29 protein-coding genes and 1 pseudogene are annotated in these 24,851 nt (G+C 64.7%); 11 read left to right on the top strand and 19 right to left on the bottom strand.

Annotated features, from left to right (window positions below):
- Positions 1–34: 34 nt before the first annotated feature.
- From IQ16_RS22030 to IQ16_RS21975, 11 genes are all read right to left on the bottom strand, one after another.
- A complete protein-coding gene (locus IQ16_RS22030) occupies positions 35–418 on the bottom strand; it encodes a hypothetical protein (protein ID WP_018646100.1) in 384 nt (127 codons plus the stop codon).
- Positions 419–560: 142 nt separating this feature from the next.
- A complete protein-coding gene (locus IQ16_RS22025; protein WP_018646101.1) occupies positions 561–1,226 on the bottom strand; it encodes a DUF429 domain-containing protein in 666 nt (221 codons plus the stop codon).
- Positions 1,227–1,256: 30 nt separating this feature from the next.
- Positions 1,257–1,604 (bottom strand): carboxymuconolactone decarboxylase family protein, encoded by a 348-nt coding sequence (locus tag IQ16_RS22020; protein ID WP_018646102.1) that lies wholly within the window; start codon positions 1,602–1,604, stop codon positions 1,257–1,259.
- Positions 1,605–1,607: 3 nt separating this feature from the next.
- Entirely contained in the window at positions 1,608–2,129 is a 522-nt protein-coding gene (locus IQ16_RS22015) for an RNA polymerase sigma factor (protein ID WP_018646103.1), read from the bottom strand.
- Positions 2,126–2,335, bottom strand: coding sequence for a YgaP family membrane protein (locus IQ16_RS22010; protein WP_026312472.1), 210 nt, complete (start codon positions 2,333–2,335; stop codon positions 2,126–2,128). The genes IQ16_RS22015 and IQ16_RS22010 overlap by 4 nt, the downstream gene beginning before the upstream one ends.
- A 95-nt stretch (positions 2,336–2,430) precedes the next feature.
- Positions 2,431–3,615 carry a serine hydrolase gene (locus IQ16_RS22005; RefSeq protein WP_018646105.1) on the bottom strand — a complete coding sequence of 395 codons (1,185 nt, stop codon included), beginning with the start codon at positions 3,613–3,615 and terminating at the stop codon, positions 2,431–2,433.
- 73 nt (positions 3,616–3,688) lie between these two features.
- Complete coding sequence (locus IQ16_RS22000; RefSeq protein ID WP_026312473.1) at positions 3,689–4,381, bottom strand: GNAT family N-acetyltransferase; 693 nt, start codon at positions 4,379–4,381, stop codon at positions 3,689–3,691.
- Between the two features lie 4 nt (positions 4,382–4,385).
- Positions 4,386–4,733 carry a Lin0512 family protein gene (locus tag IQ16_RS21995; RefSeq protein ID WP_018646107.1) on the bottom strand — a complete coding sequence of 116 codons (348 nt, stop codon included), beginning with the start codon at positions 4,731–4,733 and terminating at the stop codon, positions 4,386–4,388.
- Between the two features lie 208 nt (positions 4,734–4,941).
- Complete coding sequence (locus IQ16_RS21990) at positions 4,942–6,606, bottom strand: acetolactate synthase large subunit (protein WP_018646108.1); 1,665 nt, start codon at positions 6,604–6,606, stop codon at positions 4,942–4,944.
- 373 nt (positions 6,607–6,979) lie between these two features.
- Entirely contained in the window at positions 6,980–7,624 is a 645-nt protein-coding gene (locus IQ16_RS21980; RefSeq protein WP_018646109.1) for an O-methyltransferase, read from the bottom strand.
- Between the two features lie 15 nt (positions 7,625–7,639).
- Positions 7,640–8,275 carry a PadR family transcriptional regulator gene (locus IQ16_RS21975; protein WP_026312474.1) on the bottom strand — a complete coding sequence of 212 codons (636 nt, stop codon included), beginning with the start codon at positions 8,273–8,275 and terminating at the stop codon, positions 7,640–7,642.
- 152 nt (positions 8,276–8,427) lie between these two features.
- Here IQ16_RS21975 and IQ16_RS21970 point away from each other — a divergent pair, with 152 nt between their 5' ends.
- Genes IQ16_RS21970 through IQ16_RS21955 form a run of 4 tightly spaced genes read left to right on the top strand, consistent with a single transcriptional unit; the run spans position 8,428 to position 11,805 of the window.
- Complete coding sequence (locus IQ16_RS21970) at positions 8,428–9,111, top strand: GntR family transcriptional regulator (protein ID WP_018646111.1); 684 nt, start codon at positions 8,428–8,430, stop codon at positions 9,109–9,111.
- The gene (locus IQ16_RS21965; protein ID WP_018646112.1) at positions 9,108–10,355 is read left to right on the top strand and encodes a dicarboxylate/amino acid:cation symporter; all 1,248 of its coding nucleotides are present in this window, start codon (positions 9,108–9,110) and stop codon (positions 10,353–10,355) included. Before IQ16_RS21970 ends, IQ16_RS21965 begins: the two co-directional genes overlap by 4 nt.
- Entirely contained in the window at positions 10,355–11,398 is a 1,044-nt protein-coding gene (locus IQ16_RS21960) for a threonine aldolase family protein (RefSeq protein WP_018646113.1), read from the top strand. Before IQ16_RS21965 ends, IQ16_RS21960 begins: the two co-directional genes overlap by 1 nt.
- Before the next feature lie 44 nt (positions 11,399–11,442).
- Positions 11,443–11,805, top strand: a complete 363-nt coding sequence (locus IQ16_RS21955; protein WP_018646114.1) for an MmcQ/YjbR family DNA-binding protein — start codon at positions 11,443–11,445, stop codon at positions 11,803–11,805.
- Positions 11,806–11,849: 44 nt separating this feature from the next.
- On the opposite strand, the gene IQ16_RS21950 is transcribed toward IQ16_RS21955, so the two are convergent.
- Entirely contained in the window at positions 11,850–12,593 is a 744-nt protein-coding gene (locus IQ16_RS21950) for a 2-keto-4-pentenoate hydratase (RefSeq protein WP_051123046.1), read from the bottom strand.
- 81 nt (positions 12,594–12,674) lie between these two features.
- Positions 12,675–13,133 (bottom strand): MarR family winged helix-turn-helix transcriptional regulator, encoded by a 459-nt coding sequence (locus IQ16_RS21945; protein WP_018646116.1) that lies wholly within the window; start codon positions 13,131–13,133, stop codon positions 12,675–12,677.
- 148 nt (positions 13,134–13,281) lie between these two features.
- Here IQ16_RS21945 and IQ16_RS21940 point away from each other — a divergent pair, with 148 nt between their 5' ends.
- From IQ16_RS21940 to IQ16_RS21930, 3 genes are all read left to right on the top strand, one after another.
- Positions 13,282–13,683 carry an Ohr family peroxiredoxin gene (locus IQ16_RS21940; protein ID WP_018646117.1) on the top strand — a complete coding sequence of 134 codons (402 nt, stop codon included), beginning with the start codon at positions 13,282–13,284 and terminating at the stop codon, positions 13,681–13,683.
- A 77-nt stretch (positions 13,684–13,760) separates the two neighbouring features.
- Positions 13,761–14,174: a cupin domain-containing protein gene (locus IQ16_RS21935; protein WP_018646118.1), complete on the top strand. Its 414-nt coding sequence runs from the start codon at positions 13,761–13,763 to the stop codon at positions 14,172–14,174.
- A gap of 51 nt (positions 14,175–14,225) precedes the next feature.
- Positions 14,226–15,098, top strand: a complete 873-nt coding sequence (locus IQ16_RS21930) for a bifunctional helix-turn-helix transcriptional regulator/GNAT family N-acetyltransferase (protein WP_018646119.1) — start codon at positions 14,226–14,228, stop codon at positions 15,096–15,098.
- Here IQ16_RS21930 and IQ16_RS21925 read toward each other — a convergent pair.
- Positions 15,095–15,820, bottom strand: a complete 726-nt coding sequence (locus tag IQ16_RS21925) for an SDR family oxidoreductase (RefSeq protein WP_018646120.1) — start codon at positions 15,818–15,820, stop codon at positions 15,095–15,097. The two genes, IQ16_RS21930 and IQ16_RS21925, sit on opposite strands and share 4 nt — an antisense overlap.
- Positions 15,821–15,924: 104 nt before the next feature.
- Here IQ16_RS21925 and IQ16_RS21920 point away from each other — a divergent pair, with 104 nt between their 5' ends.
- Positions 15,925–16,815, top strand: a complete 891-nt coding sequence (locus IQ16_RS21920; RefSeq protein ID WP_018646121.1) for a LysR family transcriptional regulator — start codon at positions 15,925–15,927, stop codon at positions 16,813–16,815.
- 16 nt (positions 16,816–16,831) lie between these two features.
- Positions 16,832–17,218, top strand: a complete 387-nt coding sequence (locus IQ16_RS21915; RefSeq protein ID WP_026312475.1) for an ester cyclase — start codon at positions 16,832–16,834, stop codon at positions 17,216–17,218.
- A 21-nt stretch (positions 17,219–17,239) separates the two neighbouring features.
- Here IQ16_RS21915 and IQ16_RS21910 read toward each other — a convergent pair whose 3' ends face one another.
- Positions 17,240–18,460, bottom strand: a complete 1,221-nt coding sequence (locus IQ16_RS21910) for an MFS transporter (RefSeq protein ID WP_018646122.1) — start codon at positions 18,458–18,460, stop codon at positions 17,240–17,242.
- Positions 18,461–18,792: 332 nt separating this feature from the next.
- On the opposite strand from IQ16_RS21910, the gene IQ16_RS21905 reads away from it, so the two are divergent.
- Positions 18,793–19,260: a cupin domain-containing protein gene (locus IQ16_RS21905; RefSeq protein ID WP_026312476.1), complete on the top strand. Its 468-nt coding sequence runs from the start codon at positions 18,793–18,795 to the stop codon at positions 19,258–19,260.
- 102 nt (positions 19,261–19,362) lie between these two features.
- Here IQ16_RS21905 and IQ16_RS21900 read toward each other — a convergent pair whose 3' ends face one another.
- From IQ16_RS21900 to IQ16_RS21885, 4 genes are all read right to left on the bottom strand, one after another.
- Positions 19,363–20,733 carry a heterodisulfide reductase-related iron-sulfur binding cluster gene (locus tag IQ16_RS21900; protein WP_145831751.1) on the bottom strand — a complete coding sequence of 457 codons (1,371 nt, stop codon included), beginning with the start codon at positions 20,731–20,733 and terminating at the stop codon, positions 19,363–19,365.
- A gap of 278 nt (positions 20,734–21,011) precedes the next feature.
- Positions 21,012–21,593, bottom strand: coding sequence for a TetR/AcrR family transcriptional regulator (locus tag IQ16_RS21895; protein WP_018645819.1), 582 nt, complete (start codon positions 21,591–21,593; stop codon positions 21,012–21,014).
- Positions 21,594–21,640: 47 nt separating this feature from the next.
- On the bottom strand, positions 21,641–23,107 hold the full coding sequence (locus tag IQ16_RS21890; protein WP_018645818.1) for an amidase family protein: 1,467 nt from the start codon (positions 23,105–23,107) through the stop codon (positions 21,641–21,643).
- A gap of 284 nt (positions 23,108–23,391) precedes the next feature.
- The gene (locus IQ16_RS21885) at positions 23,392–24,399 is read right to left on the bottom strand and encodes a methyltransferase (protein WP_018645817.1); all 1,008 of its coding nucleotides are present in this window, start codon (positions 24,397–24,399) and stop codon (positions 23,392–23,394) included.
- Between the two features lie 187 nt (positions 24,400–24,586).
- Here IQ16_RS21885 and IQ16_RS21875 point away from each other — a divergent pair.
- Positions 24,587–24,851: pseudogene (locus tag IQ16_RS21875) on the top strand (IS110 family transposase); the annotation flags it as partial.

Raw genomic sequence — 24,851 nt, 5'->3', positions numbered from 1 at the left:
GCGCAAGTCACGATTCGTCCCGGCGAACCCACAGCTATCGCGGCAGCGTTGCCATCGCCACGATCGGGGTCATTGCTTCATGCTGCAGTCGATACTCGATGAACCGTTGCCCCGTGACCAACAGCAGGGCCGTAAAGGCAATCGCGAGAATCGCGGTCGCCAATTGGCACACGTCGTACATGGTATTTTGTCCCTCAACAGCCTTTGGTGTAAACGTCGGCTCAAGCGCCACGTTCCGAGGCGGCATGAAAATATTGCCAGTTTTTCCCGACGCCCGCTGCGAGTCCATCGCACGGTTCCGGCGGCCTACGCAGGGACCAATGGCGCCTTCGAGCGTTGTCGCTGGATGAACATCGAGAAGCGCGCCCTGCTCGACCACGCTGAACGCTGTCGCCGCGTCGCGAACGAACTCGCTCATGGCGCAGCCGCACAACGGTTGCGAGCGATGGCCGACGAGTATGAAGCGCGAGCAACAAGACTGGACGCCGAGGGCGCCTCGCTCGAAGCCGGTTCGCAATAGTCGCTGCCACCGCGAAGGCGATCGGGAGGGCCGATTGGCCTCAAAAGTTGATCTCCATCCGCAATCCGCGCGGATCGATCTCCTCCCCACCGATACGCTGGGTACTGTCGCGTGCCGCGACCGCGCAGGCGCAGGAATCGATGAGATCGTCGCGGCCGATGCCTGTGCCATGGCGCAGCGTCAACCATTTCGGCAGCCGCGTGAAGCCGTGCTGCTCCAGCAGCGCAATGCGCTGCTCGCGACCGTGCGCCGACGTCTTCCTTGCGAGACGGACTCGCCCTGCGAGATTCCAGAAGATCAACTCCGGATGCGCTTCGCCGATCACCGCCTGCCGCGCCGGCGTGATGATCTCGTCGAGCTCTTTCATCTTGTCCCTGATGTTCCAGAGCTGCGCCGACACACCCCTGCCCTTGCCTTCGTGCTCCCAGTAATGGCGATTGGCCGCGGCCATGTCCGGGAAGGTCCAGAGGTCCCGGCGCGCGCCGAGAAACACGGCAGGCCCGACAAGCTCGCGCGCACGCAGATCGCAAGCGCGATAGCCGCTCAGGGGCAATCCGATCGGCATGTCGATCATCGCACGCGCGTGCGGGATCGCGAGCAGGCGCATCAAGCCTGGCGAATAATCGAAGCCGTGATCGCCGAGATCATCGATCCAGGCTGCGACCCAGCCGAAGCGAAATCCGTCGAGGCCGAGATAGCTATTCACGCGCACGAATCAGCCCCTGCCGACGCTCGTTCATCCCGTGCTGCCGTCTCGATGCCGCTCGAACAGCCGCTGCGCGAGCAGCGCGTGACCGAGCGTGCCGCCGGCGCGCACGGCGGCCGCGATCAATGCGGCTTCGGCGACCTCCTCGCGCGTTGCGCCGGCCTTGGCCGCCTGCCCCGTATGCACGTCGAGACAATAGGCGCATTGCGTCGTCAGCGCGACCGCGAGCGAGATCAGCTCGCGATATTTCGGCGGGATCGCTCCGTCCTTGCGTTCGACCGCATGATTGAACGCCAGGAACGCGTTGGCCTCGACCGGCGCTAGCGCAACGAACGCCGGAATCGATTTCAGATCGTCGGGGTTTTGATAATCGGTCATGTCTCATCTCGTCAGATATTCGCGCATCAAGGCCCGGGCGCGATGCAGCCGCGCCTTCACGGTCTGCCTGGTCGCACCGAGCGCGGCGGCGATTTCATCGATCGTCATCTCCTTGACGTCGCGCATCAGCGCGACATCGCGATAGTGCGGCGGCAGCGCCTCGAAGGCCGCGGCCACGTCGAGCCGCAGATCGGCCTCGGGCCGCAACAGCAATGCGGCTTCCGCCTCGCTCTCTTCGACAGCCGGCGCGAGGCCCGCCTTGCGCGCAAGCCGCAGGCATTCGCGGCGGACCACGCTGAACAGCCAGGCCGAGAACGCCAGCAGCGAGCGGATCGTGCCGACATGGCGGAACAGGATCCACAGCGCCTCCTGCGTCGCATCCTCGGCATCCGCCGAGCTGCGGCAGGTCGCCCGCGCATAGCGGCGGATATCCGGCTGAGCCGTCTCGAGCAGGCGCGCGATCGCCTCGGGATCGCCGAGCCGCGCGGCCTCGAACAAGTCCGGCGAGATCGCGGCCGCACTCACGACAAGCCTCCTCGTCCGATCCCCGCCATCGCGCACATCGGGCAATAGCCCACAAGTCCCGTCAGCGCGAAACCTGCGCCGCCGAGCGCGACCAGCCATGCCGTCGCGCCGGCCAGATAAACCAATGCCGCGCCCGCGACCGCCACGCCCAAAGCGATCCGCACCGCCTGGTGCAGGCCGCCGATGTTCTTCCTGTAAAATGCCATCGCATCCTCCGAGATGAGCCGAAGCAAAATGCCTCGATCATCAAGAGGGCGCGACGACCCGAAAGGATTCGCGGCAGCCGGCAATTTTTTCGCGATCAGCCTCCGACGGCCTGATAGGCCAGGCGCTTGAACTCGAAGAAGAACGGATTCCAGAAGCCCATGTAGCGCTGGGCCATCAGGACACCCGCAGTATTGGCCTGTGGGCAGATCCACCAATGGGTGCCGGCAAGCCCGCCCCACTGGAATTCGCCGGTGGAGTTCGGCGGATCGAACGGCGTCGGCGCGAAGGTCACGGCGCCGCCGAGACCAAAACCCTTGCCGGGGATCGGGCCGAGATTGGCAAAGCGGATGGTCTGGCCTGCGGGCAGCTGGTTCGTCATCATCTGCCGCAACGTGTCCGGCTTCAGCAGCGCATCCGATCCGGGCAACAATGCGCGCACCAGCGCGAGCATGTCCGGCAAGGTCGAGACCAGACCGCCGCCGCCCGACAGCCGCGGGAACGGCCGCCGATAGGCCTGCGGAAAGGGAAGATTGTCGGCGCGCGTGAGGCCTGGCTTCATCGGGTCGAGCACATCGGCGCCATTGTAGAGCGCGACCAGCCTGCCCTGCTGCGCCTCGGGGACGTAGAATCCGGTGTCGGTCATGCCGAGGGGATCGAAGATGCGCGCCTTGAGGAAGGCATCGAGCGGCTTGCCCGAGACGACCTCCACGATGCGTCCGAGCACGTCGGTGGCCACTGAATACTCCCAGCCCGCACCGGGATGATAGGACAGCGGCAGATCGGCAAGCTTGTCGATCATGTCGGACAGTGGCGTCATCGGATTGAGCACGCGCGCCTCGTTGTAGCCTTTGAACAGCACCGTGCCGGGATCGAAGATGCCGTAGCTGAGGCCGGAGGTGTGGGTCAGAAGGTGGCGGATCGTGATCGGGCCCTTCGCCGGCTCGACATCGGCAAGGCTTGTTGCGCCCTGCTTCAGGACCTTGCGATTGCCAAGCTGCGGCAGGACTTTCTCGACCGGATCATCGAGCCCGATGCGACCTTCTTCCACCAGCAGCATGACCGCGCAGGTGATGAAGATCTTGGTGTTCGAGAACGCACGGAAGATATGGTCGGGCCGGAGTGCCGTCTTCGCTTCGCGGTCGGCAAAGCCGACGCATTGCTGATCGACGACCTCGCGGCCGCGCAGCACCGCCCAGGATACGCCCGGAATGATCTTCTGATCGACGTAGCGCTGCATTGCCGTCCGTGCGGCGGAAAAATCTGTCGTTCTGGCGTCCACCTGTTTCCCCCAAATTATGGTTGGGATCGATATAGCGCGAATTCGGCGGATATGAAGCCCCGCCGAGAAACGCTCATCCCTGCTTCATCAGCGCGGTAACGTGCAGGCGACGCCGGATCCGCATGCCCTGCCGCTGGTACAGCGCAATCGCGGAGGTGTTGTTCGAAAACACATGCAGGAACGGAATTTCGCCGCGCGCCTCGATCCGGCGCGCGACCGCCGCGAGCAGCGCCTGCGCATAGCCGCGCCCGCGATAGTCCGGATGGACGCAGACCGCCGTCATCTCGACGAACTTTCCCGGCTTCATCCGCTCACCCGTCATCGCGACCAGTTCGCCGCCGGCGCGGATGCCGAGGAATGTACCGAGCTGGTGCGTCCGGGCTGCGAACGGCCCGGGCTTGGTCAGCTCCGTCAGCGCCATCATTGCGGGCACGTCGGCCGCTCCCAGCGTGACGATCTCGGCATCGCGGAGCGGACTGTCGGCGGGCGAGCCGATCATCTGCTCCCCGGTGTCGGCGAGCACCACCTTGAAGGCGGCGGGAACGTCAACCGGCTCCGGCGTGAACAGCGCGGCGACCTGCGAGGGCGACATGAGATCGCCGAGCGCGGCAAAGCTTGCCGCGGACATGTCGACCATGTCGGCAAAGGGCGTCATGTCCATAGGATAGCGCAGCGCTTTCGGGCCGCCCTCAGCCAGGTGCTTCTGGCTCGTCGTCAACGCGCTCCAGATCGGACGATCCAGCAGCGCCACATCACTGTCGGACACCGGCCTAGTCCTTGTCGAAGCTGACGATGACGGCGGCGTTGGCGATGAGGATCGGGTCGTTGGCAACTTCCGTAGCCGAGGGGATCTCCAGCCCGCCCTTGACCGCAGTCACGGTCACGGTGCCGTAAGGCAGCTCCTTCGCAACCGCTTCCTTGTCCACGGCCTCGGGGTTGGGCACTCCAATCGTGACATCGACGAACATGTCGTTGGCGGTCTTGCCGATCATCCGGAAGAAGCCGAGGCTCGAATGCCTGATGGCATCGGACACCGCCCGCTTTGCCGCCTTGGTGGCGTCCCTGCCGTGGACGTCGACGCCCATGCCCATCTCGGTGACACAACGAACGCGAGTCATTTCATAGTCCTGTGGTTGGTTGAGTGAATGAGAGTGTCGGAGATCAGTGGCTGCGGCACAAGTGTGGTTCTCATGTTAGCAGGAGATCTTTGCCGAGACCTCCGTCATTGCGAGCGCAGCGAAGCAATCCAGAATCTTTCCGCGGAGACGGTCTGGATTGCTTCGCTGCGCTCGCAATGACGGTGTGGAGATAGCTTTGCGCCGTCAATCACGCCTTCGATTTCTCATGCGCGCGCAGCTCGTCAACGAGCACGCGCACGTTCTCCGAATAGTCGATCGGGATCGAGACTAGGTGCACGCCGCCTTCTTTGAACGCCGCCTCGAGCGTCGGGCCAAAGCTGTCGATGCTTGCGATGCGGTGCCCCTTGGCCCCGTAGGATTTTGCGTACAGCGCAAAATCCGGATTGCCAAAGGTCATGCCATAGTCGGCAAAGTGATCGACGGCCTGCTTCCAGCGGATCATGCCATAGGCATTGTCTTCCAGCACCAGCACGACGAGGTTGAGCTTGAGGCGGACCGCGGTCTCCATCTCCTGGCTGTTCATCATGAAGCCGCCGTCGCCGGCGACCGCGAGCACGCGGCGATCGGGATAGAGCATCGCGGCCATCATCGCCGACGGCAGGCCTGCGCCCATGGTCGCCAGCGCGTTGTCGAGCAGCAGCGTGTTGGCGACGCGGGTGCGGTAGTTGCGCGCGAACCAGATCTTGTACATGCCGTTGTCGAGCGCGACGATGCCGTTCTCCGGGATCACCTGGCGGATGTCGTGCACGATGCGCTGCGGCGTCGGCGGCCAGCGTGCCTCGGTGGCGCGGTCGGCGATGTGGCTGAGGATTCCTTCCCTGAGCGGCAGCAGCACCGCCGCCTGCGGCAACTTGCCTTCGAGACGGTCGGCCAAAAGCTCCAGGCTCGGGCCGACATCGCCGACAACCTCGGCATCGGGGAAATAGACCTGCTCGACGCTGGCCGAGGTGTAGCTGACGTGAATCACCTTCGGCCCCGACGGACCCATGATGAAGGGCGGCTTCTCGATCGGGTCGTGACCGATCGCCACGATCAGATCGGCGGCGTCGATGGCATCATGAACATAGTCGCGCTCGGAGAGCGCGGCGGTCCCCATATAGAGATTGGTGCCGCCGGGCACGGTGCCCTTCCCCATCTGCGTGGTGAAGAAGGGAATGCCTGTGCGCCGCACGAAGCTCGCGATGCCGTGCGTCGAGCGCGGCCGGCTGGTTGCCGCGCCCATCATCACCAGTGGGCGCTTCGCCGCCAGGATCATCTCGGCGGCGCGGTCGAGCGCGGCGCGATGGGCGACGGGGATCTCGATCGGATGGATCGGGATCACGGGGACAGCGGACACCTCGTCGCCCGCGATGTCCTCGGGCAGCTCGAGATGCACCGGTCCCGGCCGCTCCTCCATCGCCACGCGAAAGGCGTCGCGCACCACGGTCGGAATGCTGGAGGCGCTGACGATCTGCCGCGACAGCTTCGTCAGCGGCTTCATGGTGGCGACCACGTCCACGATCTGGAAACGCGCCTGCCGGCTGCTCATGATCGCCTTCTGCCCGGTGATCAGGATCATCGGCATCGCGCCGAGATGCGCATAGGCAGCGCCCGTGGACAAATTGAGCGCGCCGGGACCGAGCGTCGAGAGACAAACACCGGGCTTGCCGGTCAGTCGTCCATGCGTAGCGGCCATGAAGGCAGCGGCCTGCTCGTGGCGGGTCAGGACCAGCTCGATCCTGGAGTTGCGAAGCGATTCGACCAGATCGAGGTTTTCTTCGCCGGGAACGCCAAAAATGCGGTCGACGCCTTCGTTCTCCAGGGCCGCAACAAACAGGTCCGATCCCTTCACTTTGTGGTCCTGCCCGCTCATGTCGCCTCCCTGTCGCAGCTCCGGCTTCCGCCTTCGGCGGGAACCTCGCGCGCATCGTACCCGCCTGCGGCTCAGGTACAACTCACAAAGCGGCGCTCTACTCTCTCAACGGGGTCGTCCCGGCGAAGGCCGGGAAATATCGCGCCCTACTGCTTCAGCACCGTCATTGCGGGCGCAGCGAAGCAATCCAGAATCTTTCCGCAGTGGCAGTCTGGATTGCTTCGCTACGCTCGCAATGACGGAGCAAGGGGCACCGGCCTGCTTCTGTAGCTCGCAAGGCCTTGTAGCCCGGGTGAGCAAAGCGACATCCGGGAATCGTGCCACCGGACGCAGCGGTCCAGGGTATCGCTTCGCTCACCCCGGCTACAATATCTCACTTCACCTTCAGGCTGAGCTCGGTGCCGGCCTTGAGCGGCAGCGTCATCGAGACGAAGCCGTTTCGGGGATCGCGGATGAAGTCGAGGTAGTCGGGCTCGGCATTGTCGTTCATGACGTAGCCGCCGATCAGTAGCTGCGGCGCGACGATCTCGATCACCTCGCGCGCCAGCGAAGGACCTCCCTCGCCCGGCCAGCCATCGATCAGAACGAAGTCGACGGGACCGCCGAGATCGCGCAACGTCTGTCGCGCATCGCCCTCGCGGATCTCGGCGTAGTCGGCAAGGCCCGCCTCCGCGAGATTGCGCCTGGCGGTCTCGACCTTGGCCGGCACGATCTCCGAGCCGATCACGGTGCCGCCGCCATTGTCGCGGAGCGCCGCCGCGAAATAGAGCGTGGACATGCCGACCGACGTCGCGAATTCGGCGACGCGCGTGGCGCGCAGACCGCGGCAGAGCAGATAGATCAACTCGCCCTGCTCGGGATGGATCGAAAAGCCCTGCTCGGCGTAGGCATGGGGATCGCGGCTGCTAGACGAGCCGCGCGGCCCGCCGCCCGATGGACGCTGCCGCGCGCCTTGCAGGCGCGCGATCACGGTGTTGACGCGCGGATCTTGAATCGGACTGTGGGGCCGATCATTCATGCGTGGCGTCCTCCATCACTTGCCGAGGATTTCCGCAGCGGCGCGATCCAGGATCGCGGCGATGCGGTGGGCCTCGGCGGCGTCGCTGCCGTGTTTGCTGCGTAGCGCGCGCTTGAGGTTATGACGGGCACGGTGCAGTTCATCGGAGGCACCAGCGTCGAGATCGCTGACGCCGGCAAAAGCCTCGCGCACCTCGTCCATGCGGCGCCCGATCCGCGACAGCGCCTGAAGGATCGCATCCGCGGTCGAACGGTTCTCGGCCAAATGCGCCTCGCCCTGCGGTGTGATGCTGTAGAGCTTGCGCCCGCCGTCCTGCTGGACGCTGCTGTGGCCGACCTCTTCGAGATAGGTCAGCGCCGGATAGATCACGCCGGGGCTCGGCGTGTAGAAGCCGTCGGAGCGCTCCTCGATGATCTTGATCAGCTCATAGCCGTGTGCAGGGTTTTCGGCGAGCAGCGCCAGGATCACGAGCTGAAGGTCCTGCGAGGACAGCCGACGTGCGCCGGGAAAGTCGTCGCCGCCGCGCCCGAAAAAGCCGTGGCCGCCGCGGCCGAAGCGATGCCGCCCGCCGCCGTGCCGACCCATGGCGAACGCGAAGCGAAACTCGTGCTCCTCGCGGCCGTGCCTGTCGTGGTGCTTGTCTCGAAACATATCTGGCATCTCCATTGTTAGATATATCGTAAGATATGTTTGAGATCAGAGATGCAAGGCACAAGCCCGTGACTTTGGCTTGGGGTCGGTTTCACCAGCAAAACCAGTCGCCAAGCTTGACATACCCGTGACATACCGCTGGTATGTCAGTTATGCCCATGACCTCCCTCGAGCGCGATCGCGCCTATTCGCTGCTCCGCGACCTCGTCACGTCAGGCGAGTTCGGGCCCGACGAGCCTCTTTCCGAGCGCAGCCTGTCGAGCAGGCTCGCGCTCGGCCGCACCCCGATCCGCGAGGCGCTGAAGGCGCTCGCCAAAGACGGCCTTCTCACCATCCATCCGATGCGCGGCACCTTCGTGCGCCAGATGTCGTTCGACGATCTCCGCGAGATCCACGAATTGCGGCTCGCGCTCGAAGGCATGGCCGCCTATCTGGCCGCGACGCGCGGGCCGACGGAGCCGCTGCGCCGATGCGCCGAGGAACTGCGCAGGATTCAGTCGCGCGAGAATCTCGATGTGGAGGAAGCGCAGCAGGTCGGCTGGGCCTTCCACGACGAATTGTTTCGCGCCACCGGCAACGGCCGGCTGGCGCAGTCCTACGACAATCTGCGCGCGCAGAGCGGCCTCGCCCTGCAGAAGATGCGGCAATACAGCGTCGATCGTACGCGCCAGGCCGTCAGCGAGCATCTCGACATCTACGCGGCCATCGAAGCGCACGATCCCGATGCCGCTCAGCAGCGCATGTGGCGGCATCTGTCGTCCGCCTTCGAGGCGCGCCTCACCGCGCTCGGCGCCATCCGCACGCAATATCCGGGACAAGGAGATCATCACGCATGATCCGGCCGCTGCTCAGATTGCCCCTCGTGGTCCAGATGCTGCTCGGCCTGGTGCTGGGTCTTTGCGTCGGCCTGCTCTGGCCCGATGTCGGCGCGAGCCTGCGGCCGATCGGCACCGCCTTCGTCGAGGCTGTGAAGATGATCGTCATTCCCGTGGTGTTCGCGGCGGTCACGCTCGGCCTCTACCGGATGGGCAGCGAGCTGAAGGTGCTGGGCCGCGTCGCCGCGATCAGCCTCGGCTATTTCTACCTCGCCACCGTGATCTCGATCCTGATCGGCCTCCTGCTCAACGCCGCCTTCCATCCGGGCGCCGGCGCGCCGCTGGCCGCCACAGGCAAGGTACCGCAAAACCTCGCGGTGTCGGTCGACTGGATCAAGTTCTTCATGGACATGATCCCCTCCAACATCGTGGCGGCGATGGCCGAGCAGAAGATCCTGCCGACGCTCGTCTTCGCCATTCTGTTCGGCCTGGCCCTCGCCTCCGTCGGCAAGGTCGGCGAGCCCATGGTCGCCGTGCTCGAAGCGGTGATGGCGGCGATGTTCAAGATCACCAAATGGATCACCTCGCTCGCCCCGATCGCGATCTTCGCGGTGATGGCCTGGCTGTTCGCGACGCAAGGTCTCGCCACCGTGGTCGCGCTCGCAAAGCTCGTCGGCGTCATGTATCTCGGCCTTGCCATCATGGTCGCGATCTTCTGGCTGATGCTGCTTGCGATCGGCGAGAAGCCGATTGCCGTCACCAAAGCGGTGATGGAGCCGATGATCCTCGCCTTCTCCACCCGCTCCTCGGAAGTGACGCTGCCGCTGCACATGGAGAAGCTGCGGGCGATGGGCGCCTCGGAGCGCATCGTCTCGGTGGTGCTGCCGCTCGGCTATGCCTTCAACCGCGACGGCGCCATCATGTATTTCGCGCTCGCCGTCACCTTCCTCGCGGAGGCCTATGGCGTGACGCTGACCTGGTCGACGCTGTTCACCATCCTCATGGTCACGACCATCGCGAGCAAGGGCAGCGCCAACGTTCCCTCCGGCGGGCTGGTTGCGATTGCCATGGTGCTGTCGGCGATCGGGCTGCCGATCGAGGCGCTGGCGATCATCGCCGGCGTCGACGCCTTCCTCGACATGGGCCGCACCGCGATCAACGTGTTCGGCAACACGGTTGCGGTGAAGCTGGTAGAGCGCTTTGCCGGCGACGTGGCCGATGAGATCCAGCCGGCGCCAGTCGGCCTGCAAGTGCAGGACGCCTGATGGCAACGCAAGAGAGCGGCAGCGACGGCATCGTCGACCTGCGCAGCGACACCGTCACGCTGCCGACCGCGGCGATGCTGGAGCGCATGCAGCGCGCCCCGCTCGGCGACGACGGCCGCGAGGGCGATCCGACGGTCCGCACGCTCGAGGTGCGCGGCGCCGCCTTGACCGGCAAGAAGGCCGCGCTGTTCGTGCCGAGCGGCACGATGGGCAATCTGCTGGCGATGCTCGCCCATACCGAGCGCGCCGCGGACGTATTCGCAGATGGCGGTGCGCATCTGCTCAACTCCGAGCTCGGCAGCGTCGTGACGATCGCGGGCCTCCTGCCCAAACCCGTGCCGGGACGCCGCGGCGCAATGGACGAGACGGCGCTCGCGGACGCGATCCGCTCGTCGGAGCGCCCCGGCCTGATCGCGATGGAGACGACGCATAATGGCGCCGGCGGCGCCGTGCTGCCCCTGGCGCACATGACGCGCATTCATGCGCTCGGGCAGGCACGCGGGATTCCCGTGCATCTGGACGGCGCGCGCCTGTTCAATGCGTCGGTCGCGCTCGGCGTCCCGGCCGCGCACATCGCCGCGCACGCCGACAGCGTCATGCTCTGCCTGTCCAAGGGACTGAGCGCGCCGGTCGGCAGCCTGCTCTGCGGCTCCAACGATGTCATCACAAGGGCAAGAGCCTTGCGAAAACTCGTCGGCGGCACCATGCGCCAGTCCGGAATCGTCGCGGCCGCGGGCCTCGTTGCGCTGGAGACGATGATCGACCGCCTCTCCGAGGATCATGCGGCCGCGAAGCGGCTCGCCGCGGCCTTGAGCTGGCTCGACCCGGCACTCGCCGATCCCGACCACGTGCAGACCAACATCCTGCGCGTCGACGTCTCCGCAAGTGCGCGCGACGCCGCCGCATGGGCCGAGGGCGTGAAGCAGCACGGCATCCTGGTGCAGGCGAGCGGCCCCTCGCAGCTCCGGCTCGTCACCCATCGCCACATTGGCGACAGCGCAGTCGACCGCACCATCGCCGCCTTCGCGGCGCTCGGCCGCTAGCTGGCGGCCTTGCAAGCCGGGTTTGGCGTGCTATCGCTCGCGCCATGACTCCGAAAACCTTCGAAGCGCGCTGCCTGCGCCTGCCCGCTGCCACCAAGGTGGTGCAGTGGGAAGGCACTTCGGTATTCAAGGTCGGCGGCAAGATGTTCGCGCTCGGCGGCGGCTTTGCCGCAGGCTCCGGCGGCTACATGTTCAAGGTCTCGGACATGGCCTACGGGATGCTGATCGAGCACGGCCTGGCGCGGCCGGCACCGTATCTCGCCCGCGCCAAATGGATACAGCTCGTCAGCAACAACGCGCTGCCAGACGCCGAGCTCACGGCCTATCTGGTGCAGGCCCATGCGCTGATCGTGGCGAGGCTGACGCGCAAGGCCCGCAAGACGCTGGGGCTCGCCCCGCCGGCGTGATCATCCCCGCGGTCGCGACGATGCTGAACCTTCATTCTTCCAGCTCAGAAGTCGACGGCAACCTCGCCGAACCCCACAAGGCGTGCGCGGGCGCTGGTCCCCGCCTCTGTGAAGACCATGCCGGTGCACGAACCGGTTGTGACGATGTGGCCCGGTAAGAGAGGCACACCTCGGTCCGCGCAATGGCGGATGAGCCAGCGCAGCAGACGCCAGATGTCGCCTGCGGGATTGCCTCCAATGGTTCGCCGGCTGATGTCTTCACCGATGGAGAGATCCGCCTCGACGCTCCTGAGATCGACGGAAGCAGGGCTGACTGTCGAGGCTGCTCCGATCAGCAACGCGCCGTGGCTCTGCAAATCCGCAAGCTGGGCCAGGGGAGCGCTGTTCGTCCAATCCTCGAGGCGCGTCTCGACCACCTCGATGACGGCATAGACCGCATCGAATGCACGTGCCAGCTCGCGATCGGACAACGCGGCGTCGTCAGCGGTGAGCGCTCGCCCGACCCGGAGCGCGACCTCCACTTCGACACCGCGCAGGCGGAAGTCCGGACCGAGCCGCGCGCCGGAGGCAAGCAGGCCGGACGCAGGCAGCGGCGCGCAGACGGGCTCGGCGTCCGGGCCCGACGCGCCGACCTTCCAGCCGCCGACCGGACCGATCCGGGCAAGCGTGGCATCCTGGATCGCGTAGGCGCCGGCACGATCCGACGGGAGGACGTCGCGCCAGTCGACCGCCTGTCCGCTGCTTCTCGCTGCGATCAACCGGTCCGCCACTTCACTCGCATTGCTCACGATGTTCTCCCGTGCTGGGGTCCGGCCTCGGCGACGAGGCGTGCCGTGGCGGAAACTCCCCTTTTGTAATGTCTCGATGAGCTAGTCATCGGCCTTGGTCGCACGCAGCAGATTGTCGCGCAATTCGCTCACCGTCTTCTGCACCACCGGAAAATCGTCGCCAAGACCTGTCGCCTCAATCAGCGACCCGCCGAGATCCTGCTCGATCAGCTTGCGCCCCGCAGGCGTCAGGCTCAGGCGCACCTGCCGCTCGTCGGCGGGATCGCGGTGGCGCTTGATCAGCCCCATCTGCTCGAGCTTCTTCAGGATCGGCGTCAGCGTGTTGGATTCCAGGAACAGCTTCTCGCCGAGCGCGCTGACGGTCTGCTCGTCCTCGTCCGACAGCGCCACCAGGGCAATGTACTGGGTGTAGGTGAGCCCGACCTTGTCCAGCAGGGGCTTATAGGCCCGGCCGAAGGCGAGATTGGCCGAATAGACGGCAAAGCACAGGAAATTCGAGAGTTTTCGGCCTTTGCCGGCAGTTTTGGGGGAACGGGCCACGGGAACCTCCGCAATTCGTGATCTGCGGACCTATATAAATCGCATCCGATTAAATCGGAAGAGCTTGACCACGGAATGCAGTGGGACTATTTCGACACGCATCCGATTAGATCGGATACGATTAATAATCCAACCGAAGGATACGACCATGACCTCCGCTGCAAAGGTTCTCTTCACTGGCAAGACCCACGTCACCTCGGGCGCCGATGGCGCCGCGCAGTCCAGCGACGGGTTCCTGAACGTCAAACTGGCCCAGCCGCACCCGGCCGCCGAAAACCTGTTCGCCGCCGCGTGGTCGGCCTGCTATCTCGGCGCGCTCGGGCTCGCGGCTGCGCAGCGCAAGGTCAAGCTGCCGAGCGAGCCGTCGGTCGACACCGCGATCGACCTGAACAACGCCGGCGGCGCCTTCTTCCTGCGCGCGCGTCTCGACGTCAGCGTCCCCGGCGTCGATCGCGCGGTCGCGCAGGAACTGATCGAGGCCGCACATGGCATCTGCCCCTACTCCAAGGCGGTGCACGGCAACATCGAGGTGACCACCACCCTCGTCTGAAGCGCCACGACGCGGACCGGCCGGGATCGGCCGGGCCCGCGCGGCGCGGACAACGTACTCACCACAAGGAGCCGACCATGAGCCATCGTCGTCTGCGAACCCTGCGCGCGCTGTCGAGCGCGGTCCTGCTCGCGGCAAACCTGTTCACCCTGCCGGCCGCGGCCGCCCAGGCCGGCGTCACGCGCACCGACCTGCAGCGCCGCGATCTCAGCTCGCCCGGGCGCGAGGCAGTGCAGGTACGCGTCGACCTCGCTCCCGGCGTGGCGTTCGGCCGGCACACTCATCCAGGCGAAGAGATCATCTACGTGCTCACGGGCGCCATCGAATACGACGTCGAGGGCAATCCGCCGGTCACGCTGAAAGCTGGGGACGTGCTGTTCATCCCCGCCGGCACGGTGCATGCGGCGAAGAATGTCGGCGCTGAGGCCGCGAGCGAGCTTGCGACCTATACCGTCGCCAAGGACAAGCCGCTGCTGACGCTGGCGCAGTGAGCCGGCCGTTCCGATTGACCCGCGCATGATATCTGACTAAAGTCAGACATCATGCTCAACCCAGTTTCCCGCGTCCGCCGCTTCAACCGTGCCGTCACTTCTGCCGTCGGCGCACTCGATAGTTCGTTTCTTGGGCGCGGGCGCCCGTTGGGTGCCGCGCGCGTGCTCAATGCGATCGGGCACGGGCGTTCGGACGTCGCCGAGATCCGCGACTATCTCGGGCTCGATTCCGGCCTGATGAGCCGGCTGCTGCGCAGCCTCGAGGACGAGGGAGTGGTCGAGACCAGTACGCATGCGGACGACGCCCGCCGCCGCGTGGCAAAGCTGACGCGCACTGGCCGGCGCGAGTTCGCTGCCTACGAGGCGCTCTCGAACGCCCAGGCCGAGGGATTCCTAGCGCAGCATGCGCAGCGCGAGGCCTTGCTCGCGGCGATGGACCTGATCGCATCCGCATTGACGCGAGAGCGCGTTTCGCTGAATGAGAGCGATCCTCAATCCGAACAGGCACGCTATTGCCTCGGCGAGTACTATGCCGAGCTCGGTCGCCGCTTCAAGCAGGGCTTCGACGTGTCCCTGTCGCGCGATCCTGACGCCAAGGACATGCGCCGGCCGCGCGGCACCTTCATTGTCGCGATGTCGGACACGCTGCCGATCGGCTGCGTGGGCCTGAAGGGAACCGATCACGGTTATGCCGAGATCAAGCGGCTCTGGGTCGCCCCGGCCGCACGTGGGCTGCGGCTCGGCCGGCGTCTGATGGACGCGACTGAGGACGCAGCGCGCGAGCTCGGTATCGCCCTGTTGCGGCTCGACACCAACAGCGCGCTGCCCGAGGCCGGCCAGCTCTACCGCACCACCGGCTGGCGCGAGATTCCGCGCTTCAACGACGATCCCTACCCGGACCTGTTCTTCGAAAAGCGGCTCTAGGTCGTCCGCGTCGGACGCACGACGATCTCGTTGACGTCGACATCGTCGGGCTGCTCGATGGCGAAGCGCACGGCGCGGGCGATCGCGTCAGGCTGAAGCGCGACGGCACGATAGGTCTTCATCGCCGCTGCGGCCACGGGGTCGGTGATGGTATCGGCGAGCTCGCTCTCGACCACGCCCGGATGGATGCAGGTGACGCGAATGTTGTCGTGCTCCTGGCGCAGGCCATCGGAGATCGCCCGCACCGCATATTTCGTCGCGCAATAGACCGCCGCCGTCGGCGACACGCTCAAGGCGCCGATCGAGGCGATGTTGATCACATGGCCGGAACCGCGCGCCACCATCTCCGGCAGCACCGCGGCGATGCCGTAGAGTACGCCCTTGATGTTGACGTCGACCATCCGGTCCCATTCCTCGACCTTCAGCGAAGCCATCAGCGACAGCGGCATCACGCCGGCATTGTTGACGATGACGTCGACCCGGCCCCAGACGCCGCGCGCGGCATCGGCGAAGGCGGCGACGCTGGCGCGGTCGGTGACGTCGAGCGGATGGGCGAGTACCGTGCCGCCGGCCGCGTTCAGCTCGGACGCGAGATCCTTCAGGCGGTCGGCGCGCCGCGCGCCCAGCAGGACCTTGGCGCCGGCCGCAGCCAGCTCGCGTGCAATGCCTGCACCGATGCCGCTGGAGGCGCCGGTGATGAGAATGACTTTATCGATTGGCATGAGGATCTTCCCGTCGCGTTCGGAGTGATTGCGGGAAGATGGACCGACGCCTTTGCTGTGATAAGACGATCATATCTAACCACGCTGGCAAGCTGCGCTAACCGATGGAAACCGACCTCAACGCCCTCGCCGTCTTTGCGCTGGTCGCCGAAGAGCGGAATTTTCGCGCCGCCGCGGACCGTCTCGGCGTGACGCGCTCGGCCGTGAGCCAGACCATCCGGCGGTTGGAGGAAACGCTCGGCATCGCGCTGGTCCAGCGCACGACGCGCAGCGTCAGCCTGACCGAGGCCGGCGAGCGGCTGCATGCGGAGATCGCCCCTGCCATTGCGGACATGCGCGCCGCGCTCGGCAACACCGAGGCGCTGCGTGGACGGCCGCGCGGGCTGTTGCGGCTCGCGGTCTCCTCGATCGCCGAGCATTTCCTGTCCGGTCCGTTTCTTGCCGGCTTTGCCGAAGCCAATCCGCAGGTGCAGCTCGACGTCACCGTGACCGACGCGGAGTTCGACATCGTCGCGGCCGGCTATGATGCCGGCGTGCGGCTCGGCGAGGTGATCGAGCAGGACATGATCGCGCTGCCGATCGCCGGCGACGAACGCCAGCTCGCGGTCTGCGCGCCGGCCTTTCGCGATCGCTTCGGGGTGCCCTCGCACCCGTCCGAGCTCGCAGCGTTTCGCTGCATCGGCTGGCGTCCGGCGCCGAACGTCACGCCCTATCGCTGGGAGTTTTCCGACGGCGGCAAGGAGTTCAGCGTCGCGGTCGCGCCCGAGATCACGACCAACGACATGGCGCTGATGATCAAGCTCGCCGTGGCCGGCGCCGGCATCACCTTCGGCATGGAGGCGAGCTTCCGGCCTGCGATCGCACGCGGCGAGCTGGTGCCGATCCTGGAGGACTATTGCGCCTCCTTCGCCGGCTTCTATCTCTACTATCCGAGCCGCCGCAACGTCGCGCCGAAACTGCGCGCACTGATCGAGCACGTGCAGCGGCGCGGCTGAGCCGAAGGAACCCGCCGTGACCAGGAACGAGCTTGCCGCCATTTATCACGGCTACATCGCCTGCCTGAACCGGCAGGATTGGCCGGCGCTCGGACAGTTCGTGCACGACGACGTCGTCCACAACGCGCGGCCGCTCGGGCTGTCCGGTTATCGCGCGATGCTGGAGCAGGATTTTCGCGAGATCGCGGACCTGCACTTCAACGTCGAACTGCTGGCGTCGGACCCACCCGGGATCGCGGCGCGGCTGAGATTCGATTGCACGCCCGTGGGGACTTTCCTTGGACTTGCCGTCAACGGGCGGCGCGTATCCTTCTGCGAAAACGTGTTCTACGAATTCCGCGAGGGAAAGATCCGGCAGGTGTGGTCGATCATCGACAAGACAGCGATCGAGACGCAGCTCTGACGCCGCGCCTCGATCTCACGTTCATGCCGCCGCCGGCGCCACCTCCCCTTGCGGCTTGGCGAAAGGCCGGAACGTCATCGCCATCAGGAAGGCCCCTAAGCCCATCGCCCAGGAGGCGATGTAGAGCCAGGCGTAGCTGGAGAACGCGTCATAGATCAGGCCGCCGGCGAGCGGGCCCGTCGCCATGCCGAGGCTGCCGGCCATCGCCGTGCCGCCGATCACCGTCCCCATCATCCGCAGCGGAAAGTTCTCGCGCACCAACACCGCATAGAGCGGCATGGTGCCGGCATAGATGAAGCCGAAGATGGCGCCGACCGCGTAGAACGTCGCGAGCTGTTGGGCGAAGACGTAGGCCAGCGCGCCGAACGCCTGCAGCAGCAGCCCCGAGACCAGCACGCGCTTGGCACCGAAGCGATCACCGAGAAGCCCGAAGGCGATGCGCCCGCCGAGGCCGGCAACCCCCTCGATGCTGTAGATCGTCACCGCCGCGACCAGCGGGATACCGCAGCTGATGGCATAGGACACGGTATGGATGATCGGGCCGGAATGGGTGGCGCAGCAGAAGAAGTTGGTGGCAAGCAGAATGAAGAATTGCGGCGAGCGCAGCGCCTCGCCCATCGACATCTCGCTCTGCGCAGCCCCCTCCGCCATTGGTGCTGCCGCGGCCTGCGCGAGCGCGGGTGGACGGCGCACCAGGAACGAGACCGGGATCATGATGGCGGCGACCACCAGCGCGATGATCTGCATCGAGGTGCGCCAGTCATGACCGGACACGAGCCAGGCCGCGAGCGGCGCCATCGTCATCGGTGCCATGCCCATGCCCGCGGAGACCAGTGACACCGCGAGGCTGCGATTCGTGTCGAACCAGCCGGTGACCGTCGCCATCATCGGCGCGAAGATCGCCGCGCAGGACGCGCCGACCAGGAGGCCAAACACGAACTGGAACACGATCAGCGAGGTCGCATGACTTGCGGCGAACAGGCTCAGCGCCAGCACGGTCGATCCGGTCAGCACCACCGGCAGCGGTCCGAACCTGTCGGTTGCCGTGCCCCAGGCCATGCTGGTGAAGGCCATCGCCAGAAAGCCGATCGTCATCGCGCTGGAGATGCCGGTCACCGACCAGCCAGTGTCCTTGGCAATCGGCTGCAGGAACACCGGCAGCGAGAACATGCCGCCGATCGCGACGCAGCCGAGCAGGCCGCCTGCGGCGACGATCACCCAGCGATAGTGGGAACGAAGCATCTCTTGGTCTCCCGTCAGATTTGTCTGGGTGGAAGACGAATGGGAACTGCGCCGGCCGACAGCGGCACATCATTTTTGCCGCACGCTTTTGTGACCTGCCAGCAAAAAGTTTCGAAAACAACCCCATGCACAGTAGCCGGCCGCTGTGGGATCAATGACTTACGAGGCCCGCGGCTTGCGTTGCCGGGAAACGGTTGCTCCGTCGGGCAAAACACTGGCAGAATGGCATCATCCCACGAGCTTGACCGCATCTGTTCGGACGCCCGCCGATCATGGCGCAGGCTGCCGATCCGGTGCGCTTTCGATGCTCGGATTTCGAACGGAACGCTCCCATGCCCAAGATCGACATCGCCACTGTCCCGGCCCGCAAGGGCTCGGGCTATCCAGCTCCCTTCGATGCCCCGTGCGCCGAGCGCATCCGCAAGCGGCTCGGCAATGCCGGCGGCCTTGCCGATTTCGGCGTCAATCTGATGCGCCTGCCGCCGGGCAACTGGTCGAGCCAGCGGCACTGGCATTCGCATGAGGACGAGTTCGTCTACGTGCTCGAAGGCGAAGTGGTGCTGATCGAGGACCAGGGCGAAACCGTGTTGCGCGCGGGCGACTGCGCCGCCTTCCCGAAGGCAACCGGCAACGGCCACCACATGATCAACCGCTCAAATGCGGTTGCCGTCTATCTCGAAGTCGGTTCACGCGCGCCTGACGATCTCACGACATGCTCGGACATCGACATGATGAGCGCCAATTCCGACGGCCGCTTCGTCCACAAGGACGGCACGCCCTATCCGGACCAGGGCGTGTAGCTATGAACGTGACTGGTGACCACGTCCGCTTTGCTCCTAGAGCGACCAAGTTCGTGCGGCAGCGCAGTATGTCGCGATGGGCCAATAAGCGACGTCAAGCTGCTACGACGGCGCCACACCCCCAGCGCGCGGCTCTGGGAGCGCGCCGCTCCTCAGGGGAAGCGGCTGGTCGCCAAGCAGCACCTTCACCACGACGTCACGCGCATTGTTGGGATCAAGCGAGTGCTTTGCGATCAGGTCGCTACAGTCGGCGATGATCTGGTCGGCGTCCTGCATGATCTTGAGCTCTTTGTAGCGATCGTGCCGATGCAGGCCCATGCTTTCGCCAACCACTTCAAGGATATTTATGATGCGGAATGGCCAGTCGCGCTCGTGCGCGCACAATTCGCGATGATCGGAATGATAGACCGCGACCAGTGCATCGACACCTGCATCGCGCGCCGCCTCAAGTTCCATAAGCTGCAATTCGCGCTTGAACTTTGGAAGTACGCCGACATCCACGCTCTGCAAACCCACCGCCGGCTGGTTCAGATCGACGAGTTCGATACCGGGGACCGTCGTCAGGATTTCAGCGGCGGCTTCCACGACGCCGGCCACGCCGGGATGCTTGTGCAGCGCGACCCGCATTTCGACCTTGCGCTGAAGGTGCGGCTTTAGCTGCGCCAGCCGGTCACCGAGAAAGCGCATGAACGGGCTCATCTCGAACGGGCGGGAGCCGCGCTGCCGCTCCACCGTTGGCAGGATGGTTTCTGTGTACTGGACGTAGCACGACGGGCACCAGGAGATCACCTGTCCCGAGTTAGAGTGCGACAGCTTTTCCATGGTGCTCGAGCCCATACGACCGGCCATCTCTGCGTCCCCAGACTTGAGTTGGAGGATGCCGCAACAGTGGCTTGGTCCGCCCATCACCTGATAATTGACGCCGAGCGCATCCATGATATCGAGGGCAAGCAAGGCGATGTGCGGCGTCTTGAGCACATTGCAGCCGGTGTAAAACACGAAATCCGGCGCCTCAACGGGCGTGGAGACCGACGCCGATTTCTGACCCAGTCGTTCGAGCACGTCCGTATCGAGTTGCAGGCGCGAAAGCACGCTCACTCCACGACTTCCCTCGCGGTACTTCTCGACACCCAGTCGGCGTCGTTCGGCAAGCTCATCGTCCGACTTCGCGATGCCAAGCCGCGCCATGCTCAGCAAGAAACGCGGATTGACGCCATAGTCGCACGCCTTGATGCATGCCCCGCTCCGCATGCAGGACTGCGCCCATTTGCGCGACGCTTCGGGGCCGTTGCCGGTCCGTACCAGTTCGAGGATGCCACCGATGATGTCTTCGGACTTTGTCCCCAAGATGCCGGCCGGCTCGACACTCGGACATGCCTCGACGCATTTCCCGCATCGCGTACAGGCGTCGAGCATTTCTTCGACACATTCAGCCAGGGTCGTCTCGAATGGGACCTCGTTTATCGGCTGCATGACCAGCTCCAGACCGCTGACGGATCAGCTACGTGCGGCACATGACAACTTCGGAACCTAACCCACAAATGGCGAGCTGTATACGAGCAGGCCAGCAATCGGGGTTTGTCGCCTTTGGGTCAAAATCGGCGGTCCAGAGCGACGCGACCCGCTTCCGGTCTACACTCGACAGCCGGCACCGAGACGAGCATCCTCTGGGCCGCGATGGGCCAGAAGCGGACTTAGTTATTTGGGACACGCGGCATGCCGGCTTGAGCCCCTCCGCGCGGTTCCTGACGTTAGGGTGATGGAGCCCGCGCCAAGTGCAACGCGGCCTCCACGCCACCTTCCATGATCTGCCGCGCTTTGGCAGCGTCAGGCACTACGCGCGCAAACTGCAAGGTGCCCACCATGAGGCCGAAGATGGCCGTCGCGAGCCGGTTCTTTTTGACGGAATCTTCGCCGGGAAGCAGTGCGGCCAGGGCCGTGACGTAGCTATGCAGTGCTTTCTCGTAATCTCGCCTGGTGGACAGGGGTTGACGGGCGATTTCCGGAAGCAATGCCGCGGAAGGGCACCCGTCTGCGGCGCCTTCAAGGTGGGCGCGGTTCAGATACCGGCGTATCGTGCCTTCGAGATCGCTGCCCTTAAGCTGATCTTGCTCAAGGCAATGCTGCTGTTCGCCCAGCGCCCTGCCCAGCGCTTCGCGAACAAGCTCGTCCTTGGACTCGAAGTGCGGAGAGAAGGCTCCTTTGGTGAGGCCGGCTTCGCCCATGATCCCCGCAATTCCCGTTGCGGAGATGCCGTCCCGGCGCATGCACTTCGATGCCACGTCGACGATGTGCCGTCGTGTCTCCGCCTTGTGACCTTTCTCGAAGCGCATTTTCTCGCAACTCCACCAATATCCCGCAGCCACTATGGATCACGCCGCTAGATCGCGATCGGCCCGTTACCAAAAACGCCTTCGATCTTGCGTGCAAGGGCCAGAAGCGTCCGGTCGCTACCTAGCGAAGCATCAAGCTCCAGGCCAATTGGCAGTCCGGCGCGAGAAAGGCCGACGGGAAGACTGACACCCGGCAACCCCACGCTGCTCGCCGACACGGTGTGGTTTGCCAAGGCAAGATAGCTGACCTCCTGCCCCGCGATATGGACGGTCGCTTGCTCCTCGATTAAGGGCGCGGTGCATGGCGTCGTCGGCTGCAGAATGACGTCCGCTCCATGAGCGACGAACGCCCTGTCGAGACGGCGCTGGATTTCAGGCCGGCTCACGTTGAGCGCAGTCTGATAGGCTTCTGTCGAGATAGCACCCGCACCGCCCGGTAAGGCGATGTGTCCCCACGCCTGCCGAAGTTGAGGTTTGAGCCCGTCATAGATCGCCTCGAACGTGGTCGGAATGTCATGGCGGCGAAGGAATTCCGAAATCGCGCCCATCGTCTCGTGAGCGAAGATTCCCCATGTCGCGGTTTGGATCAGGGCGTTGAAATCGTCGCCAAGGTCGACCTCAACCACTTCGGCGCCAGCGTCCGCTAGCCGCCGGATCACCTCGCGGAACCGGATCTCGACATCCGTGTCCACCAGTTCGAGGAACTGTCGGGGCGCGAAAGCCAGTCGAGCTCCCTTGAGATCGTAGCCGCCATTGGAGGACTGGGCGGCCGCTTGTTCACCCGTCATGACCTGATCGAGCAAAATGCAGTCCTCGACGCTTCGCGCGAATGCGCCCGTCGTGTCGAGCGTATGGGAGATCGGAGCAACGCCATCGCGCGGCCAACGTCCGGTCGTCGGCTTGAACCCCACGACACCACAGAACGATGCGGGCACCCGGATTGACCCAACGGTGTCACCGCCCAGCGACGCCGGAACGAGGCCGGCGGCCACCGCTGCGGCGGAGCCGCTCGACGAGCCGCCCGACACACGATCGCGTGCGTACGGATTCTTCACCTGCCCGTAACGTGCATTATGACCGGTCAAGCCGTAGGACATCTCGACGAGGTTATTCTTCCCGAATAACAGAGCGCCCGCGCGCTTGATGGCACGGACAGCGTCCGCATCTTCGCGCGGCACGAAATGGGCGAGGCTATCGAGGCCTAGGCTCGTAGGTAGCCCCTTCGTCAAATAACTGTCTTTTACCCCGAACGGCACGCCCAGCAGCGGAGCCGCCGATCCGGCCGCACGTGCTTTGTCCGCATCCCTCGCGGCCGCCAGCACCGCGTCCTCGTCGATGGTGATAAAGGCATTGAGTTCGGCAAGCGCTCGCGAACGCTGCAGAAGTCCTGTGGTGTAAGCTTCTGAAGTGATTTCGCCATTGCGAATGGCTGCGGCCGCGGACACGACCCCCAGCGAGTCATCCGTAAGTTCTTGCGCTGCCATGCGCCGTGAAGCGGCGGTAAGGTCGTTCATAGAGTCCTCGCGAAAAGCGTGTGCGGCAGTTCGCTGTTGCCGTAGACCAGAGGCTCAGCTTCAATGCCATTACGCTCATAATATCAAATTACGATCGTACTTCAATAATGGCGGCGGCCTTCTCTGGACACATGAGCGTGAGGTACGGGACGGATTGAGCGGCCAGTCAGAAGAAGACGGCCCTCTGAGCGTAGGTCAGCAACGGCCATAATCAGACATCAGGTATGAAAGCACATCGGATGCGTGCCCCTGCGGCCGTGAAGCAAGGTCCCGCACCGGTCAGCCTAAGTGGGAACTGCCTCCATGACCTGGAAGTGCGAGCCTGCGCGAGCTGTGCCGCGCATCTCAAATCCGGCCGTTCGACATAGCGCGGAATACTCGTCGTAGCTCCGTTCAAGCGCCCCGAGCATGACGAGCATGTTGAGGTCACTGAACTTCGAGATCGGCCCCTCGTTCGGGGGCTCTACCACACGTTCAATGAGGAGTAATCTGGCATCAGCCGTCATAGCGCGGCGGCAGGCCTTCAGGATAGCGATCGCTTCGTTATCGTCCCAATCGTGGATAATCGCTCGCATAACATAGGCGTCAGCTCCCTCCGGGATGGTTTCAAAGAAACTGCCTCCGACGATTTCGCATCTGTCAGCGACACCATGTTGGTTCAAAACTTCGGCGGCCTTGCCAACCACGTGCGGCTGGTCGAACAGCGTTCCGCGCAGGCCCTTGTTTGCGGCGAGAATTCCCGCCAGCAGTTGGCCTTCACCTCCCCCGATATCCGCGACGTGACGAAAGCTGCTGAAATCGCAGGCGGCGATAATAGCTTCGATGGCGCCGCGAGAATTGGCCGTCATGGCTCGGTTGAAGATCGCGTTCTCATCTGGACGGGTGCTGCGATACTCCCATACGCTCTGACCATTGAGATGCTGAAAGGCACTCTCGCCGGTGCGGACGCTGTGTTCAAGATGGCCCCAGGCCTGCCAAGCATAAGGTCGGCCGACATATGCAGCCCAGCCGTCGAGTGGGGTCGGCGAGTCGGAACGAAGACACTCGCCCATCGAGGTGAGCGAGAACGTGTTGTTCTCGGCCTCATGGAAAACACCGACTGAAGCCAGCGCCCGCAGGAGCCGATAAAGTGTCCTCGGATGCGATCCGCTGAGCTGAGCCAGTTCGTTGCTGCTTAGGGGCCCGCGACTAAGGTGGTCCGCTATGCCAAGCCGGGCCGCCACGTGAATGGACTGCGAAACCTGATAACCGTTAATCAGCCGCGTAAGGTCCGACAAAGCATTTACGGCCATGGTCTCATCTCCTTCCGTTGCCAAGCACACATTAAAGATGCATCGAGTGCGGGCTTTTCGTTGTGGTGCGCACGCTGTATCACAACGAAGGCGCATCAGATTCGAGCCCCGCTAATGGGATGGTCCGGCCGTGCTCCTGCCCCGCCAGCGATAAGCTGGCCAGGGGCGCCAAGACAAGGAGCACGCCATGTCCCAGACACCCAGTACTGCGATCGCCGTGATCGGCATCGATATCGGCAAAAACTCGTTCCACGTCGTGGGCCACGATACGCGCGGCGCCATCGTGCTGCGGCAAAAGTGGTCGCGTGGCCAGGTGGAGGCGCGGCTCGCCAATATGCAGCCTTGCCTGATCGGCATGGAAGCCTGCGTCGGCGCACATCATTTGAGCCGCAAACTCGCATCGCTAGGTCACGATGCCAGGTTGATGCCGGCCAAATATGTCCGCCCTTATA

The sequence above is a fragment of the Bradyrhizobium huanghuaihaiense genome (genome assembly GCF_007830635.1).
GTDB classification, from domain to species: domain Bacteria; phylum Pseudomonadota; class Alphaproteobacteria; order Rhizobiales; family Xanthobacteraceae; genus Bradyrhizobium; species Bradyrhizobium huanghuaihaiense.
This window is presented reverse-complemented; position numbering and strand designations above follow the sequence as displayed.